Raw genomic sequence first — 19,386 nt, 5'->3', positions numbered from 1 at the left:
CTCTCCTTTTTGGCATGGTTGGTGTCGGTTCATGTTTATTATACGCGAAGAAACTAGAGTAGGCTAAAATATTGAAAAAATTTACAAAAATATATATGTAAGCGTTATTTCATAGAGTATAATGTAAAAAACGAGAGGAGGCATTTAATGAATACGTTTAAAAAATGGAGTTCAACCGTGCTGGCATCAACGCTGATCATGACTATGCTGCCTGTCCAGCAGCCTGTATTTGCACAAGAACAGCAGACGGAGCAGGCATTCAACCCGGGGGCTGCGACAACGGTCAAACAGAATGCTAGTCCGTTTAACGCCGACTTTGAGGATGGCACACTTCAAGGCTGGGTTCCTCGCATCGGCAGCGAGAAGCTGACGGTCACACAGCAGGCAGCACACCAAGGTACATACAGCATGCTGGTTACGAATCGGGAACGTTCCTATTATGGGCCGAGTTTGCCGATGAAAGGTCTGTTGAAACCCAATACAACGTATAACATATCGGTGTATGTCAGACTTACGGAGAAGCCTGCCGCAGATCAAACGATTCAACTCACAGCCTACAAGAAAAACGGGGCAGAGAGCTGGAATATGCTGGACAAAGTGACCATTCCTAAAGACGAGTGGCAGCAGTGGCATAATATTACCGCAACGTTTCAATACAGTGACAATCCGCAGGAATTGAATCTGTTTATTGAAACGCCATATGTTTCCGAAGACGCGGTTGATACCTTATCCTTTTATGTGGATGATGTGAAGATTGAGGAAGCGGGAGAGCTGGCTATTGAGACTGATATTGCTTCTTTGCAGGACTTGTACCAGAACGAGTTCCCCATCGGGGCCGCTGTGTATCGCTGGCAGCTCGAAGGGGCATACGGTCAATTGTTATCCAAACATTTTAACAGCTTGACGGCAACGTATGAGATGAAGCCTAAATTCGTATCCCCTTCGAAGGGAGTGTATGATTTCCAGGCTTCAGATGAATATGTGCAATTTGCAGAACAGCATAATATGGGCCTGCGTGGACATGCCTTGCTGTGGCATATTGATGCAGCGGAGTGGATGTTCAAGGATGATCAGGGTAATCCCGCAAGCAGAGACCTGCTTCTCAGCCGCATTCAGAACTATGTTGATACGGTCATGAAACGATATAAAGGCAAAATCTATGCCTGGGATGTTGTGAATGAAGCGATTGCGGACAGCAACGGGGATGCCAACGGGTTGCGCAAAAGCCCTTTCTATGAGCTGATCGGCCCGGATTATGTTGAGAAAACGTTTGAATTTGCCCGAGCCGCCGACCCGGATGCGAAATTATATTATAACGAGTATTTTACAGAGGTTCCTGAGAAAAGAGAGCATATGTACCAATTGGTGAAAAGGTTAAAGGATAAAGGATTGATTGACGGTGTAGGTCTGCAATCTCACTATAACCTGGAATCTCCTCCAATTGCCGAAATTGAGAAAACGATTAATCTGTTCGCCGGGCTCGGACTGGATATCCAGATTACCGAGCTGGATGTAGACAGCGGTATTCCTTTTGGAGAGAAGCTGCCTCAGGACGTGGCCGTGAAGCAAGCCTATCGGTATAAGGAATTGTTCGACTTGTATCAAAAGCATAGTGATGTGATATCCTCCGTGACCTTATGGGGACTGCAGGATGAGAAATCATATAACAATCAAGCCTTCCTGTTTGACTCGGCTTTGCAATCCAAACCAGCCTATTGGGGACTGGCGGATGCATCAAGCCTGCCTGTTTTGACGAATCGGGCCGCTACACTGTCCGGAACACCAAATATCAAAGCACCCAAGCAGGATGCGGTCTGGAACAAGGCCGTTGCTACAGCCTTAAAAGGCAATTCGGGTGCAGGAGCTGCGGCGTTCCGAACGCTGTGGGATAACAACAATTTGTATGTTTTAATTGATGTGCAGGACACAACGAAAAATCCGCAGGACAAGGTAGAGCTATTTGTTGATCTCAATAATGGTAAAACTCCTGTGTATGAAGCGGATGATCGTCATATTACGATAACTCGTGCAGGTACAGCGACAGGAGCACAGCCGAATACGTATCATGTGCGAAAGGTTGCGAACGGATATCAGGTGGAGGTATCCATTCCGTGGGCTAATGCACCAGCGGTACCATCCCGTGAAATAGGGCTGGATGTACGGGTGACGGATGCCGGAACAGGTGGAACGAATGCACAGCAGATGCTGTACTGGAATGATCGTACCTTATCTCAGCATTCGGATACGAGCAAATACGGCGTCATTCAGCTGGCCAATATGCCTAAATCTGCTCAAGCTCTGCAAGGAACCGTCACGATTGATGGTGAGAAGGATGCCAAGTGGAATAAAGTTGCTCCATTCCAGGTGATGCCTCTCAATCCAGGCGGGGGAGCCTTTGCGGAAGCTCGTGCAATGTGGTCCGGTCAAGACCTGTATCTGTTCATTGATGTAACCGACCCGAACATTATCACAAACGCCACCGATCCGTGGGATCAGGATTCGGTTGAGATTTTCCTGGATGAGAATCATCAGCGTACTCCTTTTTACCAGTACGATGATGCGCAGTTCCGAATCAGTGCGGATAATGTGGCTACTTTTGCAGGCAGTGCTTCTCCAGGGCGTCTCCAAAGTGCTGTGAAGAAAACGGCGAAGGGATATCAGGTGGAGGCGAAGATAAGGCTGCAATCTCTTACGCCTAAGGCAGGGGAAGTTATAGGCTTCGAGCTTCAGGTTAACGATAATCAAGGGAATAATAACAAAAGTACAGCAAAATGGAATGACTTGACTAATGACAGCTGGAAGAATACTTCTCAGTATGGCATTGTGACATTCTCCAAGTAAATATAAGCGTAACAGGATACAAGATCAGGATACGATCTGAAGCGTAACATAAGTGAATTGAACCTCAAGTATACGCCAAAAAAGCTGCGAGATGATCTCGGCAGCTTTTTTGGGCTTTAACTTAACTAGGCAGCTTGTTCTATTGGATCAGATCCACAGCGCCTTGGGGCACAAAAGCATCGACACCGTTGTACACAATAACACCTTCAAGCGCTGTCTTCTTGCCGTTTACAAGTGCCACGTTTTTGTAGATTTGCAATTCAAGCTTGGTGCTGCCTTTCGTAACAATAATTTTGGGATGTTTAACATCCGTCAAATCGAGCTTGTACGCTGCACCTTTCGCTGTGAATGCCTGCTTGGCTGGTACAAACAGCTGCTTGCTTACACTGTCCAGATCGAGATCAAGTACACGGGCCATGTATTTCGCTACATCTGTGTTATCAATAACCCCAAACGGGCGATCATGGTTAGGTGCATAAGTATACAGCACTACGTCTCCGCCTGTGTGTCCCCCGGTTGTCCAGCCGATGCCTGCACGTTTGCTGATCATCGGGCCGACAACATAGTTGAGGCTGCCCGGTTCAGCGGCTTTGATCGCAGCAATTTCTTCTGAAGTCAGGTCTGAAATGCCGTAGTACTGCTTCATCACCGCTTTGATGTTGGTGCGTTTGGCATCCAGTTTGGTTTCCACGCCCTCACCTGTCAGCTTTGCTTTTTTCAGAGGTCCGATAAACGTAGACAGCGGCTCCTTATCATACGTGCCTGTAGTCGCAGCATTGCCGATTGTAAGGCCGCCGTTCTGATGGTCAGATACGGCAACTACGGCCGTTTGTCCGTCAGCCTTGGCAAAATCCAGGGCAACCTTGACGGCATCATCAAAAGCAAGCACGTCACTGATAATGCCAATCGGGTCATTGGCATGCGCGGCCCAGTCCACTTTGCTGCCTTCAACCATCAGAAAGAAGCCTTTTTCATTTTTGGAGAGCACATCAATGGCTTTGGAGGTCATCTGCGCAAGACTTGGCTGTTTGGCAGGATCACGGTCCATATTGTAGGACAGCCCTGCTGGAGCAAACATGCCCCACAGCTTGTTTGAAGTTGAGGCCTTCATCGCCGCAGGTGTAGTTACATAATCGTAGCCGAGCGCCTTGATAGAGGCGACAAGGTTATCACCGTCTTTGCGTCCTGCTGGCTCCAGATATTTGCTGCCGCCGCCCAATACAACGTCCATGCCATTGAACACCTGCTGCTTGCTGAGTGCATCATAGTTTTTACGATCCGGATAATGCGCGGAGAAGTCCGCTGGGGTAGCGTGCATAATTTCAGATGTAGCTACAATTCCAGTTGATTTGCCTGCGAGTCTGGAAGCCTCCAGCACGGAAGCAACCGGTTTCTTCTTATCACCGGCAGCAATGGCTTTTTGTCCGGGCATAGTCGCTTTATCAGGTAATACACCAACATAACCCGTATGAGATTTGTGACCTGTCGCAAAGGCAGTTCCCGCAGGGGCAGAGTCCGCAATCGGCGCATCTGCGGAATGTGTACGCACCATACCGCTTGCCATGGAATCGATGGTCAGGGATGAGCCCTTATACCAACGAGCCAGGGCGGTAGCGTCATTTGCCATACCGTCAGGAATCAGAATGATCACATTTTTAATTGGTGAACCCGAAGACGTTGACGTATTGTCTTCCACAGCCCAGGCTGCACTACTGCCTCCCAGCGTAGCTGTAACAATGGTGGTCACCGCGAGCATCATTTTGGCTGCACGGGTACTGAAGCGATTTAACATGAACATCCTCCTAAATAGACATGTATAGTGTAGTATCCAGAACCCAGTGTATACAACAATTGCTAAATGAGAGTTAGCATCGGGTTAATTAAATGTAAAAATTACGATTAAATACAAGGATTAACATATAAGACTTGACATATATTCCTTGGCATACAGACAAACTGGACAAAATGATGAGCACTCTTGTATGTTAAGGATTAAATCAGACTTGCGGGAATAAAGTCCAATGATTGTTTTGAGGTGATAAAGGATGAATGAATGGTCAGAAGCCATTCGATGGTGGAACACACATCAGGTGAAGCTTATGGATATTCGCCATATTGTGCTCCCGCCAGGACAAGAGCTACAGCCCTATGTTTTCCCTGCCCGAGCTTTTGTGATTATTCATAAAGGGGAGGTCGACATTCAGTTAGGCACGCAGAGGTTCACCTCGGTGCAGCCCCTTATTTTACATGGTGACAAAGGCATGACGCTCTTTATTCGTTGTTTGCGGCAGCAACCAGTGGAATATGATCTGATCTTATATAAACCTCAACCGGTTCCTATTGTTAGTTCCAATGTGAGTAAAGATGCCAGCGATGATGCGAGTCGGATGGAAACGGACGTCTCTCAACCACCTGCTTCATATTACTTTGCGGTCACTTACCCAATGACGCTTCTTGCTATTTTAGATAAAATGGCAGATTCCTGGAACAGCAGCAGGGAACTGGACCGATTACAGGTCATGGGGCTGTTCTATCAGTTGGTGCATGAGCAATTCAGGCAATGGGAGATGGCGCGCCAGCATCAGGGTGAATCACTTGAACTGGCGGAGCAGATTGAGGCCTACATCCAAGAGCACTATACCCATTCGATCGCGATGGAGAATATGGCTGCTCATTTTCATTACAGCACGCATTATCTGGCACGAGTATTCAAACGAAAGTATGGCTGCAGTCCGATGGATTATATTGTTCAAACACGGATCAAACGAGCTCAAGCCCTGCTGGCCGAGACGGACGCTCAGATTCGTGAGGTAGCCGAGAGCGTAGGTTACAAGGATCTGTATTACTTCAGCCGCATATTTAAACGAACGACGGGAGAGACTCCGGCACAATATAAAATGCACAGTCATCGGCTCAAAGGTTCAAATCGTACGAACAAGAGGTCGGAATCGTTCATTGCTGACGGAAACGTGCGTCGTTATATTGATAATAACGATAATCATTATCAATACGACAGATGGAGTGTGAACGATTTGAATTTTGGTTTTAAGCCTTCAATGGCTGTCAGTTTATTGTTTAGTTTGTCTTTGCTGCTTGCAGCTTGCGGGGCGGGTGCCGATTCCCCGTCTGCATCGGGTACAGAGCCAGCTCAGAAACCGGTTCGCATGTATACAGATGCTTCTAATCGTCAGGTTGAGATTCCGGCGCAGCCTTCCAAACCTGTAGTCATTACATATGGTGGATATCTGTTGCCGCTGGGTATGAAACCGGCTGGAGTCAATACGGAGACGCTGGAGCTGTATCCAGAAGAAATGGCCGGTGTACCGGATATTGGGTCAGGCAATGGCAATGTTGAGATGATATCAAGCCTGGAGCCGGATCTGATCATCGTGCCCGACTACACCAGCAAGGAAATCGTAGGGACCTACGAGAAGATTGCCCCGACGATAACGGTTGCCTGGGGCGGAGACCCGGATGTAGTGAATACGCTCAGAACAATGGGCGATATTATGGATCGCAAGCAAGAAGCAGAACAGTGGATTACAACGTTTGAAGATAAATTGAAGAGCATTCGCAGTGAATTAAACATCAATATTAAGCCGGGAACAACAGCGATGTCATTTGTTATCTATAATAAAGAGGTTTTGCTCGGCGGTGAAGGCGGTACGCTTGGCAAGCTGATTTACGAGGATTTCGGCTTTTCGATGCCTGAGCAGTACAAACAATACTCGGATGGCGGAACGGTGCTCTCTCTGGAAAAGCTGGCTGACAAACCAGCCGATTATTTCTTTACCCAGATGGAAGACGATGAGATGGATCAGATGATGGAGCTGTTTGAGGAGCCTGTATATCAGAGCATACCTGCGATTAAAAATCATCGAATTATCAACGTCTCTCGCAACTATTGGAACTACGGTCCATATCTGGCCGATAAGGGTCTGGACAGCTTGATCGATCAAGTTAAAAAGCTGCAGGAGTAACATTGACGCACCGGAATTTCAGTGCGAAAAGATATTGCTAACGCTTTCATTGTGTGTTAATATCACGATAATGACAGGATTGTAACCGATTTCAGGGCAAGACCTGTTCCAGTTCAAAACCTCATCATGCTCAGGGTTGTTACGAAATTGCAGGCAAAACCTGAATTGAGGGCGGAAGACCATGTTTCAACGCGGTCTGATTGCCTTTGATTCAGGTTTTTTTATATTCTAAATCGCCTGAGATCATGCCCGGAAGTGCAGCGGCTCGTACATTTTTAACCGGAAGGAGGGTCATATTTTCGTAGGCTGTTATAGAGAAATAGAAAACTCCAAACATTGGCATACTGTGCGAAGAGTATAACGGTGCCAATGCAGTTCTTTGAATCATACACGATTAGACAGCGAGGAGAATGAACCAATGAAAAAAATGAAGCGTTCTATTGCAATAGCAGCGATTCTAAGCTTGTGTGTGTCGGGTTTTCCGGCATATGCAGCAGGTAATACAAGTCCAGCGATATCCCCGGCGATGGAGAAGCTGATTCAAGCAAAGCTTATCCAAGGTAACGGCCAGGGGGTAAATGCAGCCTATTTGAATAAAAAAGCGACTCGTATTCAGGCTGCTGTGCTTTACTTGCGTTTGTCGGGATTGGAAAAAGAAGCACTCGCTTATCAGGGCACAGCAACATATGAAGATGCTGCGCAAGCAGGTAAAGTGCTTGAACCGGTCGTTGGTTACCTGAAGCAGCATCCTTACCTGGCTGGACTGGAAGCGGATACAGAACATTTTGATCCTAACGCTCCGCTGACGGCAGAAGAATATGCGGTGCTGCTGCTCAAGGTTCTTGGTTATGAAACAGATGCAGATTACAAATCGGGAGAAGCTTCTGCGTTTGCAGCAAGCCAGGGTATCCAATCTCTTCAAGGTAAAGAAAAATCGCCACTAACCAATCGCCTGATGGCAGAAGCGACTGCACAGGCACTGCAGGCCCAGCTCAAAAACGGAACAGGAACGCTGGAGCAGTTCTGGTCGAAGCATGCACAGAATGCAGCATTCAAACCTCAGACCTTGCAGCAAACCAAATACGGTGCCATTGATGGTAAAACGTATGAGCAATTCGGTACACTTGGCTGGCTGGGCGTTCCATACGCTGCACCTCCTGTAGGCGAGCTGCGCTGGAAGGCACCACAGGAGCCGAAGGCTTGGACGGGTACGAGAGAAGCGAAGGAATTTGCGGCTAACAGCTTGCAAATTTCCGGTAAAAGTACAGCAGGCAGTGAAGATTCTCTATATTTGAATATCTGGCGTCCAAACACAAGCAGCACAAAACTGCCAGTTATGGTTTTCCTGCACGGCGGTGGAAACATGACAGGATCAGGCAAGGATTTTCAGGGGGAACAGCTTGCCCGGAATACCAACAGCATTATCATCTCGGTGAACTATCGTCTAGGAGCCCTTGGCTTCTTCCAGAATGCTGCGCTGAAAACAGGCAATGCGCTTGACGATTCCGGCAACTATGGCCTGCTGGATGCCTTCCGTGCATTAGCGTGGGTTCAGGATAACATTGAAGGTTTTGGTGGAGACAAAGGAAATGTTACCCTTGCCGGACAATCAGCCGGAGCGCGTGATGTGTTGGCCACACTGATCTCTCCGCTGAGTAAAGGGTTGTATCAGAAAGCCATTGCTTTCAGTGGCGGCTTGACCACTGCTTCACCTGAAGAAGGAGAGCAGAAGTCCGAGGATGCCATTGTGAAAATTCTCGTGCAGGATGGCAAAGCATCTAATGCTGACGAAGCCAAAGCATGGATCGCCAAGCAGACACCGGCACAGCTCGAAACATATCTGCGCGCACTTCCTGCGGACAAACTGGTGAATGCATTTGGCGCAACCGCCATCCGCATGCAGCCATTCCCGCATCTGTTCCGGGATGGTACAGTGATTCCAAAAGAAGGCTTTGATGCGATCAACAATGGCAACTATGCTAAAGTTCCTGTGCTGCTGGGCAGCCTGGAAACGGAATTCTCGGGATTTGCTTTCGGTGACCCGAACTTTGCACCATCCATCAATGATGGAACGCTGTTTACGGATCAGACAAAAGCAGCGCAGTATGCAGCAGCACTCAAATATGGCAGCGAAGCATATGCAGGCTTTAATGCGGAGCGTGTAGCGGAGAAACTGACCAGCGCAGCAGGTCAGCCGCCAGTGTATGCATATCGTTTTGCATGGGGCACACAGCAGGGAGTCATCTCGGAACGTCTGCTGACACTGCTTGGTGCTCCGCATGGTGCAGACATGGACTTCTATACTGGGCATGCGGATGGAATCGCAGCCTATTTCCCGCAAGGTTACTTCAGTGATGAGAACAAGCCTGGACGTGAGCAGTTGTCTGCTGCGATGGCAGATTACCTGAAGCAGTTCTTATATACTGGCAATCCGGGTACGGGCGGTAAGGCGACACTTGCGGCATGGACACCGTGGACGAAGGATGCGAAGGCACCGATCATGCGTCTGGATGCCAATAACACCACAGCCGAGATTGGTATGTCCTCTCAATATAATCAGGGCAAGGAAGCTGTGATGGCGAAGATGAAAAAGGAACTGCCTGAAGATACCTATGAACTGTTGACCGAGAAAGTGTTTGCAGGTCGTTTCTTCTGGGAGTAGGTCTAATTGAACAGATAAATATACAAGAACAAGTTGAGCCGTCCAGAGTGCATCATTTCTGGGCGGTTTCTGATATAAAGGGTTGTAAGGATTAGATAAACTAAGCTAAGATTAGATGAGAACTATTCTCAACAATTTTCAAATCTAAATTCTTTTGAGGATTATGACCTATACAGGTGAGGTGAACACCCATGCGCACTGACGATGCATTAGCAGCAGTATATCAGCATTACTTAACAATGGAGCCATACAGTCAACAGGATGAACATACATATCAGCTTTCAGACAAAGTGGGCAGTGGTAATATCAAAAGGGTAACGACCTACAGCGGAATTGAGATTTTATTCTCACAGGTTGAATACCATCAACCGTTTCCTACGTATTTTGCCTCGGAGACTCCGATCGTGGAATTACAATTTGCTTTGACAGGAGAGCGACATGTAGATATATCCGGTAAGGATTATTCATTATCCATAGGACAAGGTGCACTTATTTTCATACATGATTTTGAAGCGTGGTTTCATCCTCCTGCCAAAGAGCTCTACACATCCTTTTCCCTAGGTATCCCAGTCCCTTTATTTAATTATGCTGCGGCGCAGCTCAGCAATAAGAATTCCATTCAATTCAAACAGGTATTAGGAGATCAGGTGTTCAAACCCATCATTTTTCAACTGGACAGCAGAATACAATGCATGATCAACAATCTGATTGCGGCGCTGAACAACAACGATCGATCATGCTTGCTAATGGAAGCTGCGGCCCTGGAAATATTAAACCGGTTTATGATTCAATTGTTTGATCTCGCGCCGATTCCTGCAGGTTTTTCCAGAGAAGACATACGAAAACTGTATCTTGCTCGCGAGATTATGGAGGCTTCTATGGTGGACCCTCCGTCATTACTGTGCTTATCCAAACAGGTCGGTCTTAATGATTTTAAGTTGAAAAAGGGGTTCAAGGCACTTTTCGGAAGCACTGTATTCGAATATTTGCGTCAAGTTAGGCTCAATCATGCCATGAAATTGCTGCTTAATCAGGGGAATAACGTTACCGAGGCAGCTGTCACGGTTGGTTATAACAATATCAGCGCATTTTCACAGCAATTTCATCGTAAATTCGGGGTCAAGCCATCAGATGTCAAAAAAATATATTAATAATCCGTCTTGCGATAAACTGTTCCGTATGGAGGCAGTCTGAGTTCACCCACACCATGTATACTTCAGGTGCAGTGGATACTGTACTGAATATACAGAGGAGTGTACAAGCATGAACAGGATCAAAGGAAGTATTTTTTTTAGTGTATTTGCCGCCATGCTGGGTTTGATGCTTATTGCTCCCATTATGCCGCCGCTTATTCGTGAGCTCGGGATGAGAGAAAGTCATTCTGGACTTATTATTTCGCTGGGCTCGATTGCTATGGCTTTGATGGCTCCAGTGTGGGGCAGAACCAGTGATATGAAAGGCAGGAAGCCCGTTATACTCATTGGTTTTATCGGTATGTCCATAAGCTGTACATTATTTGCAGTGACATTGTATGGTGGATTAAATGAATGGATTACAGGTGGAGTTTTGCTTACCTTGCTGATTGTGATGCGCAGTCTGATCGGTATGTTCATCCCGGCCGTGCTTTCCTCTGCGCAGGCATATATGGGGGATGTTACAGAGGGTAAAGAGCGGAGCAGCGGAATGGCAATCATTAGTGCAGCGAATGGGCTTGGGCTTGTATTTGGTCCTGCGATTGCAGGTGCTTTCACTATGATTGGGCTGCTGTGGCCGCTATATTTTGGCATCGTTATGGCGTTGGCTGCATTTATCATCGCCCTGTGGTTTATGCCAGCAGCTAAACCTGTCATTCAGGAGAAACCAACAAAGGTAAATCCCTTCCAACGGGGATTAGCGTTGTACCTTGCTGCCGGTTTGGTCACGATGGTTGGCATCATGACGTTACAAGTCATTGGGGGATTTTATTTTCAGGATCAACTCGCTTTAACCCCAGCAGCTACGGCCAGAATGGTATCGTTTGGACTTATGTTTTCAGGGGCAGCAATGCTGATTATGCAGCTTATCCAGATGAAGTGGCTGAAATGGCAACCACGCTCCATGATTTTGATGGGGTCGCTGTTTCTGCTTGCAAGCATGCTTTTGTTTCTGTTCTACAACCGACTATTCGTCTATTATTTCTCATTTTTCCTGTTTGGTATAGGTTCTGGCCTGATGATGCCGGGGTTTATGGCAGGTGCTTCATTGGCAGTCAGTAAGGAGCAGCAGGGTGGAGCCGCGGGATTGGTCGCAGCAGTTCAGGGAATATCTGCAGTCATTACCCCTATACTAACCACCATGCTGTATCAGGTGGATAAACATATTCCGTTTATACTTGTAGCCTTACTGGTGGCTATCATGAGCGCCATGCTATGGGGGAGTAGGAATAATCAATCCTGTGAAGCAGAAAAATCTGTTTCGTCATAGTCAGAGAAATTCAGAAATCGGATAGATGCTAACATCCTTCCATGATAGGGAAGAGAATATGAAAGCAGGCAGAAACATCGGTCATCGATGGTCTGCCTGCTCTTCGTTTATACATAATCTAACAACGCTTGACTTTCCCCTGCACGGGAGAGTATATACTCACACTAAGCTTTATGGATTGGAGATGATATCTTGTTCAAAATCAGTATGTTTGCAAAGCTCAGCAAGCTCTCTCTGAAAACGCTGCGCTATTATGACCAGATCGGTATCCTCAAACCGCGTAAGGTTGATCATGACACGGGATACCGATACTATGCAGCAGATCAATTGCTTGAATTGAATCGCATTCTGATTTACAAGGAACTGGGATTTACGCTGCCGCAGATCGCGCAGCTGCTTCAGGAAGACATATCACATGAGCAGATTCAGGGCATGTTGAGGCTGAAAAGAAGTGAGATTCAGCACATGATTGACTTGGAGCAAGCGAGGCTTGCTCGTATTGAGGAGCGCCTCCAGCTTATGGAGCAGGACCGGCAATGGGAGACAGGCCAGGAGATTCGAATCAAGGCCGAGGCCGCTCAGACGTTCTTGTTCTATAATGCAAGCGGTGGAGAAGAGTGCATTCCAGAGCTGCTGTGCCACCTGGAATCATTGCTGACCAAAGACATACGTCAATGGATTCAAGGCCCACAGGTTGTTTTATGGCGAGATGTGCATGGAAAAGAGGACGAGTTCGAGTATGAAATAGGCTACTACTTAACAGGTGAACCTGCTGTTATTCCCGAGCCGTTTCAGCTGAGAAGTCTGCCGCCTGAACCGATGATGGCTTCCATGGCGTTTCATTCGCATTCGAATTTTGATGTGGCGGCTTGTGTACATTTGGCGCGATGGATCGAGAAAAACAATTATCAGATCAAGGAGAACGAATCGGGTAGAGAATTATACTTGCCTTTATCCCCTCAAGAAGATGCACAGTATATTGAAATTCAGATCCCTATTCTATGCACGTAACGAGAGGACATGAACGGAAAACATATAGCAGATGGAGTGAGAACGTTTGAACAATAAAGGCACGATTTATATTCTGGCACTGGCTGTGTTTCTGATCGGCACGATTGAATACATTATTACGGGAATCATTGAGATGATGGCTGCAGAGCTCAGCGTATCCACGGCGGAAGCGGGCATGCTCGTCACGGTATTTGCTCTTGCAGCAGCTATCGCTGCACCGATACTGATTGCTGCAACCATTAATGTCGACCGCAGGAAACTGCTGCTGCTGACTTTTGGGATTTTTATTATGAGCAATGGCATCATGATATTTGATCTCTCCTATGAAGCGATGCTCTGGATACGGATCATTCAGGGAGCAAGCGGAGGCATGACAACCGTTGTGGCCATGGCTGCAGCGACAAGGCTTGTTCAGCAGGAGAAGAGGGGCAATGCGATCGGAATTATTCTGATGGGGCTAAGCAGCTCGCTTGTGCTTGGTGTGCCCATCGGCACATTTTTCAGTGAGATCTTTGGCTGGAGAATGCTGTTTGTTGTGATCGGTATCCTGAGTATTGTTCCGTTGCTTATTATTTATCGGAAGGTTCCATCCATTCGGGAGCAAGAGAAGGTTACGATTGGCATGCAGCTCTCAATGCTGAAAAATAAAGCAGTTTTGATTGCGTTGATGATGACCCTGTTATATGTGGGTGGATACGCAACCTTGTTCACGTATATTACGCCTTTTCTGCAAACGAGTTCTTCCCTTTCCATGACCGAAATTAGCTTGATCTTGTTTCTGGCAGGCATATGCAGCTTTATCGGTTCCAAACTGGGTGGACAATTGGCCGATGCCAAAGGTTCGAAATATACCATTATCCTCGGGCTGGTGCTGCAAGGAGTAACTCTTCTTTTATTTGCGGTGGCGGGCACACATCTGATCTTGCTGATTCTTGTTTTGATGATATTTATGTTGGCGACGTGGAGTATCTCTCCTGCCCAGCAATTATATCTGGTTACGCTGGCACCTCGCAGCCCGGATATTGCACTGAGTGTGAATACGTCATTTATTCAATTTGGCTTTGCGTTGGGTTCGGGTCTAGGCGGACTTGTGATTAGCCGTGCTTCTGTTCTGACATTGAACTGGGCAGGTTTTGCCTCGGTAGGTGTAGCTTTCTTATTAGCCATATTACAGTTTAGGGGAGCAAGCAAAAGGCAAGTAGAGGCATCTGGACAGGAGATTCATGTGCAGTGAGATACGGTAAAGTATCTGGAATTGGTCAGATAAAGTCAGAAGGTCAAATATGGTCAAATTAAATGAAAAAACGATCTATTTTTATCTAATTAACCAAGACGGCGAATCATCGCTTTATATCGCTGTTCATCGACTTTGAACCTTTGCAGTGTCATGAATACAATAATAGATGTAAGCAACAATTAAACCCAACCACATTAAAGGAGATGATGTTCATGTTTGATCTGATTCCATTTCGCAGAAGAAATGATGACCCGTTCGGACAGATGCTGAAATCCTTCCATGACATGGTTGACACCTCATTCTTCTCTTCATTTGGAACGGGTATGCAGCCTTTCCGTACCGACATTCGAGAGGAAGATAGCAGATATCTCGTTGAAGCCGAGCTTCCGGGCATGGCCAAGGAAGACATCGACATTCAGGTACAGGGCAATGAGCTCATCATTCGCGCCAAACGCAACGAAATGGTCGAGCAGAAGGATGACGAGGGCCGAATGATTCGGCAGGAGCGTCGTGCCGGGGAGTTTGTGCGCCGCTTCTATGTCGATCATATTGACGAGGATAATATCAAGGCGCGGCTGGAAAATGGTGTGCTGAAGCTGGACATTCCGAAACGTCCGGGCGATGAGCAGTCACGCAGACGCATTCAGATTGATTGATGAAGATGAAGCTCTACAGCATGCTGTAAAGCGAGGATATGCGGATTCAGAGAGCGGTGCACGATGCGTGAATCAAAAGCTCAGGATTTTCTAAGATAGAGGGTGCAAATCCGAAGATTTAACTGGAAAGCATAGATAAGAGCAAAAATTTGTAAAAGGGCTTGGCATTCTAACAAGAATGTTAAGCCCTTTGTCTTTGTCATGCATTTTTAAACGTCAGGAACCCTTCCTTAACAGGAAATTTAACACCAGTGTCGCGGTATGCGATTACTTTTCTGCTGCTGCCTGCATAAGATCATAGATTTTACGTGTGGTATTGACATTTCTGATGGTCATATAGGAATACATTTTGGACCCCACCAGCTTATTCATGCCACTTCTGGAGGCTTCATCTCGGCTGACCGAATACAGGAGTGCTCCAGGCTTATAAATGAGCGTTCCGATCCCCGGCTTAAGCGGCAGCTTCTCCAAAATATCGACATTGTCAATTTCATCCCACAAAAAGAGCACATCACTTTTGGCCTGATCATCGTTTGTCCAATCGGAAGGCAGCACCTGCATGACAGATGCCATCTCATCCAGGTTTCGTAGCAGTACTTTAATCTGCAATCCGAATTCCGCCGCAATGGCCTGTTCCAGAAGTTCGGATATTTCCATGTGAGCATCGGTTCGTTCCTGATCATCGGCAAAGATGATATTGCCGGAATTAATGTAAGTCACGACCTTCTGCATCCCGGCCTGTTCAAACGTTTCCTTGAGCTGCTTCATCCCGATTTTGTTATTGCCACCTACATTTATGCCTCGCAGCAAAGCGACGTAAATCATGGATATATCCTCCTAACCATACCTATCTGATTAACGTATACTCGTCATAAAGATAGATATTCTATAAGGTGTTTTGTGTTTTCATCTCCGAGCAACGCCTCTAATTTTGGCTGCACCTCAGAAAGGTATTCCGGTTTCGTCTCAAAGGTTTCTTCGTCCTTTACTTCTCCTGCATATGTACGTGCACTTTCGATCAGGACGGCAAGAGCGTTAAAAAAGTCTGCCAGAGAATGAGCGACAATTTTTGCTTCTCCACCCTCAAATGCAGCATATACAGGAGAATCTGGTACCTCTGTGTCAACGATAACGGGATCATCGTTCACATTGGCGATGACAACATGATTGGGCGGCCAGGAAGCCGATTCTTCGTAAGGTTCCTGCAAACCGGTCCAGCGAAACCCCAGCTGTTGACGATGCAGGTGCTCAGGGGCCACGAAAAAGAGCAGAGCCGCATCGCCAATTTCCACAGCTGCACTCTTCATTTTCAGTGTTCCCTCCGCTTTAGCATCTACCATCTCGTAGTGACTATAGAAGTACTGGAGTTCCGGAGAAAGAAAAATCTGCTTGTCCACTTCCGGCTGAACCGGCAGTGCCCGGGGCCGAAGATCGTGATTTTGAAAAAGTCCGTAGGCTTCATTATATAAATCTTGCTGTTCCACAAAACGGGTTAAAGCCGCATTCAGAGATTGCATCATGTTGTCCTCCTGATATCAGTAATCATCTTATTTTATTCTATATTAAAACAGCAGTTCATCCATTGAAATACAGATATTTGTATAAACTGAAATAAAGGTTATTACCTGGGGGCCAGATAGCCATAGGCTTTGGCCGGTGAGTTGTCTCGCAGGCGATAATCTGCCTTCGAGCTGTTCACAAACGCCGGATCTGCATAGCGTGAGTGTGCCTCATTGCCTGATCCTTGTTGGTACGCTGTCCAATCAGGATAGATTTTATTTTTCCATACCCAAAGGGCGTCTTCTGCCTCACCTTCAGCATAATAAATATTGTGGTCAAACACATTGTTCTCGTTGCTCGTATATTCGTTGTAGATCAGCACGCCGGATAAGCCAGCTGCAACGATGTTGTGCGTGAAGAGGTTGTTTCTGGTTTGAGACTGGATCAGAAGCTGGCCGTTGCCTGCATTTAACGTATCATTGTTAGCGATTGTATTGTACATGATTGTGCTGTTCATCGTTGCTCCCCGATTGTTGTCATAACCGCCCATGGCGATACCTGTCAGTCGGTTGGCATAAATCAGGTTGTCACGAACGGTAATGTTACGGGTGGAACGTCCGGCGTGCTCGGAGGCAATCTCGATGCCGATATCGTTACGATATACCTTGTTCTGGTCAATGATATGGTCTTTGCCGCCATCAACATAGATGCCGCCAGCAGCATTGCTGTTATTCGGAAGGGGAAGACCGTAAGATGGATTTCGGCTGGATGTGATGTTATAGATGGTATTGCCGCGCACGATGCCGTTTCTGGCCTGATCATACGTATCATCCTCTGAGATGCCCTCGAATCCGATCAGATCAATACCGATGTTGTCATTATCATGAATTCTGTTGTTCAGAATAGCGAATGTATCCACATTGCCATTGACCGCCAGAGATTCGCTGGAGCCTAACACGAGGTCATACAGCTCATTATCTTTAACAATAATGTTGCGCAAGGCCTGTGGATGCTCCGTGCCATAGATCGCAATGCCGTGGGCATCTCTGCCCTGAAGGTTAGCCCCTTTGGGTGTGGCCCGGCTGGCGATCCCGTGTATTTTGTTGCCGAGAAGCTGTACGTTCTCCCCTGCTCCATGGACGTAAATGCCAACAGGGACCTGTCCTCTAAGGGTGGTGGAGAAGTTGCGAATCTCTATATTTTGAATCGTCACATGGCTTACATGATCCAGTTCAATCATGCCTTCCACACCGCGAACCGGAAGACCTTTGCCATCGAGAACGGCTTTCTCCCCTGGATAGCTGGTGAGCAGGGTAGGCCTGCCCGCGGAAAGACCGCTACGGGTTATTTTGACTTTCTGAGCGTATACTCCCTGACGCAGATAGATGGTGCTGCCCGGGGCTGCATGATCTGCCGCGTACTGAATGGTTTTCCATGGAGAGCGGATTGTGCCGGGATTGTTATCGTCTCCCTGTGGTGAAATATAGTAGATCATCTGGTGATTGGATGCTCTCTCTGCCGTCATTGTATCTGAAGTCATTGGCTGTGTAACGGAGAGGGGATGGCCCTGATCCGAACAGCTGGTAGTCACTATTGTCAGGAGTAGAGCGGAGAAGAGCAGGACTGAACGAAACAAAGGGACACCTCCTTCAATAATGGTCTGGAAGCTAATTATACCAGATGCGAGAGGCTGTAATTTGCTAGCCCCCAGATTTGAATGGCAGAATAAGCCATGTTATGCTTTAGAAAAATTATGGACACGGGAGAGGTGTTTGCAAAAAATGAACAGGTTACCTGCTAACGAATGGATTGACCGCGAGAATCATGCCTGGCAGGAGCTCAAGGAGCTTCTCGATCAGGGAGGAAATACATATACCTACGTCCCTGCACAGCCCGAGCTGGGAGAGGATGCGCTGTGCAGGCTGCAAGTGAGCACACGTTCCTATCTGGGAGCGGTGGCATATGAGACGCAGGGCATTATGGTAGATCATGGCTGGATTACGCTGCTGGGTGCAGGCGATGAACATGGACATGGCAGCTTGACCCGCTGGAATGGCTTGAGTGATGAGCCTGAGATACAACCGCTCACGGGTATGATGGTTGTTGCTTACGATGTGGCTGGTGGCTTCTTTGCGCTGGACACCGGCAAGTATGGCGGCACGGGCCAGATTTATTATTTTGCTCCTGATGCGCTTGAATGGGAAGCGACAGACCTGTCCTATTCGGAGTTTATGACCTGGCTGGCCGAGGGAGATTTGCAGCTGTTTTACGAAACGTTTCGCTGGAAAGGCTGGCAGGAGGATACGGCGCAGGTGGGAGCTGGCCAGGTGTTTGCCTATTATCCCCCGCTGTGGACGAAGGAAGGCGGCGGAGAGAGCAGCAGCAAAGCGCCGATACCTATCGCTGAAGCCTGGAAAACTGTACTGGAAGCCAAGTGACATGAAGACGGAGTCCGTGGAGCAGGAAGATCGTGCGAACACAAGGTAATGATCTATTCTGGTGGCCCGAAGGAGGATTGGATTGACATGAATGATGCAGATGCAACGGTGACTCGCATTCAGCAACATTACGGTATTATTTTTCCACAGGATTATCTGGAATTTATACGTCTTCATGATGGTGCTTCTTTTGATCTGATGCAGGGTACGGAGGTGCAGGATTGGGATATTCGATTTCATGCGCTGGATAGTCAGTTTATTGCCAATAATGCTGAGCTGGTGGATGAAGTTAATCCTGATCCGCAGCGGATTATTCCGATCGCGTGGAGTGTAAGCAGCGGCAACAATTATTTGCTGGATTTTCGTCAGAACGAAGAGAGGCCCGCTGTGCTCTTGATGGAGCATGAGATGGCCATGGTGCGAGAGGACGCCGAAAGTGAAGCGGAGACGAGTGAAGAAGCACAGCAGTTGATGGAGGAAAATGTACAGCTTATTGCTGCGCATTTCGGGGCCTTTGCTGCGCTTCTCCAGCCCAGGTCCTCGCTGGAATAACGCTTGAATTAACATAGACCCAAGGCTCGCAAACAGATGCGAGCCT

Annotated in this window: 14 protein-coding genes; 10 read left to right on the top strand and 4 right to left on the bottom strand. The window is 47.3% G+C overall.

Annotation, left to right across the window (positions count from 1 at the left end):
• Window positions 1-147 precede the first annotated feature (147 nt).
• Window positions 148-2,841 (top strand): endo-1,4-beta-xylanase, encoded by a 2,694-nt coding sequence (locus ACQSGY_RS20115; RefSeq protein WP_427180209.1) that lies wholly within the window; start codon window positions 148-150, stop codon window positions 2,839-2,841.
• A gap of 139 nt (window positions 2,842-2,980) precedes the next feature.
• Here the strand turns inward: ACQSGY_RS20115 and ACQSGY_RS20110 are convergent, their stop codons facing one another.
• Complete coding sequence (locus ACQSGY_RS20110) at window positions 2,981-4,600, bottom strand: alkaline phosphatase (protein WP_427180446.1); 1,620 nt, start codon at window positions 4,598-4,600, stop codon at window positions 2,981-2,983.
• Window positions 4,601-4,886: 286 nt separating this feature from the next.
• Between ACQSGY_RS20110 and ACQSGY_RS20105 the strand changes: the two genes are divergently transcribed.
• The 7 genes from ACQSGY_RS20105 (at window position 4,887) to ACQSGY_RS20075 (ending at window position 14,850) form a co-directional block, all read left to right on the top strand.
• Window positions 4,887-6,821 (top strand): AraC family transcriptional regulator, encoded by a 1,935-nt coding sequence (locus tag ACQSGY_RS20105; RefSeq protein WP_427180207.1) that lies wholly within the window; start codon window positions 4,887-4,889, stop codon window positions 6,819-6,821.
• 418 nt (window positions 6,822-7,239) lie between these two features.
• Window positions 7,240-9,483: a carboxylesterase/lipase family protein gene (locus tag ACQSGY_RS20100; protein WP_427180205.1), complete on the top strand. Its 2,244-nt coding sequence runs from the start codon at window positions 7,240-7,242 to the stop codon at window positions 9,481-9,483.
• A 191-nt stretch (window positions 9,484-9,674) separates the two neighbouring features.
• Window positions 9,675-10,634, top strand: a complete 960-nt coding sequence (locus ACQSGY_RS20095) for a helix-turn-helix transcriptional regulator (protein ID WP_427180203.1) — start codon at window positions 9,675-9,677, stop codon at window positions 10,632-10,634.
• Window positions 10,635-10,746: 112 nt separating this feature from the next.
• On the top strand, window positions 10,747-11,946 hold the full coding sequence (locus tag ACQSGY_RS20090; protein ID WP_111272025.1) for an MFS transporter: 1,200 nt from the start codon (window positions 10,747-10,749) through the stop codon (window positions 11,944-11,946).
• A 192-nt stretch (window positions 11,947-12,138) separates the two neighbouring features.
• Complete coding sequence (locus ACQSGY_RS20085) at window positions 12,139-12,957, top strand: MerR family transcriptional regulator (RefSeq protein ID WP_111272024.1); 819 nt, start codon at window positions 12,139-12,141, stop codon at window positions 12,955-12,957.
• A 46-nt stretch (window positions 12,958-13,003) separates the two neighbouring features.
• Window positions 13,004-14,191 (top strand): MFS transporter, encoded by a 1,188-nt coding sequence (locus ACQSGY_RS20080; protein WP_427180200.1) that lies wholly within the window; start codon window positions 13,004-13,006, stop codon window positions 14,189-14,191.
• A 215-nt stretch (window positions 14,192-14,406) separates the two neighbouring features.
• Window positions 14,407-14,850, top strand: a complete 444-nt coding sequence (locus ACQSGY_RS20075; RefSeq protein ID WP_188591454.1) for an Hsp20/alpha crystallin family protein — start codon at window positions 14,407-14,409, stop codon at window positions 14,848-14,850.
• A 267-nt stretch (window positions 14,851-15,117) separates the two neighbouring features.
• On the opposite strand, the gene ACQSGY_RS20070 is transcribed toward ACQSGY_RS20075, so the two are convergent.
• The 3 genes from ACQSGY_RS20070 to ACQSGY_RS20060 all read right to left on the bottom strand — a co-directional run bounded on the left by ACQSGY_RS20070 (window position 15,118) and on the right by ACQSGY_RS20060 (window position 17,986).
• Window positions 15,118-15,675, bottom strand: a complete 558-nt coding sequence (locus ACQSGY_RS20070) for a DUF1697 domain-containing protein (RefSeq protein WP_427180198.1) — start codon at window positions 15,673-15,675, stop codon at window positions 15,118-15,120.
• Between the two features lie 44 nt (window positions 15,676-15,719).
• On the bottom strand, window positions 15,720-16,370 hold the full coding sequence (locus ACQSGY_RS20065) for a hypothetical protein (protein ID WP_427180197.1): 651 nt from the start codon (window positions 16,368-16,370) through the stop codon (window positions 15,720-15,722).
• A 101-nt stretch (window positions 16,371-16,471) separates the two neighbouring features.
• A complete protein-coding gene (locus ACQSGY_RS20060; RefSeq protein WP_427180195.1) occupies window positions 16,472-17,986 on the bottom strand; it encodes a DUF5123 domain-containing protein in 1,515 nt (504 codons plus the stop codon).
• A gap of 145 nt (window positions 17,987-18,131) precedes the next feature.
• Between ACQSGY_RS20060 and ACQSGY_RS20055 the strand changes: the two genes are divergently transcribed.
• Together ACQSGY_RS20055 and ACQSGY_RS20050 are read left to right on the top strand one after the other, a co-directional pair.
• A complete protein-coding gene (locus ACQSGY_RS20055) occupies window positions 18,132-18,788 on the top strand; it encodes a DUF2625 family protein (protein ID WP_427180193.1) in 657 nt (218 codons plus the stop codon).
• 87 nt (window positions 18,789-18,875) lie between these two features.
• Entirely contained in the window at window positions 18,876-19,340 is a 465-nt protein-coding gene (locus ACQSGY_RS20050) for an SMI1/KNR4 family protein (protein WP_427180191.1), read from the top strand.
• Window positions 19,341-19,386: the final 46 nt, after the last annotated feature.

Source organism: Paenibacillus sp. TC-CSREp1 (assembly GCF_050171015.1).
Lineage (GTDB): Bacteria > Bacillota > Bacilli > Paenibacillales > Paenibacillaceae > Paenibacillus > Paenibacillus silvae.
Note: the sequence above shows the minus strand (reverse complement) of the source record. Positions and strands in the feature narration are given on the sequence as shown.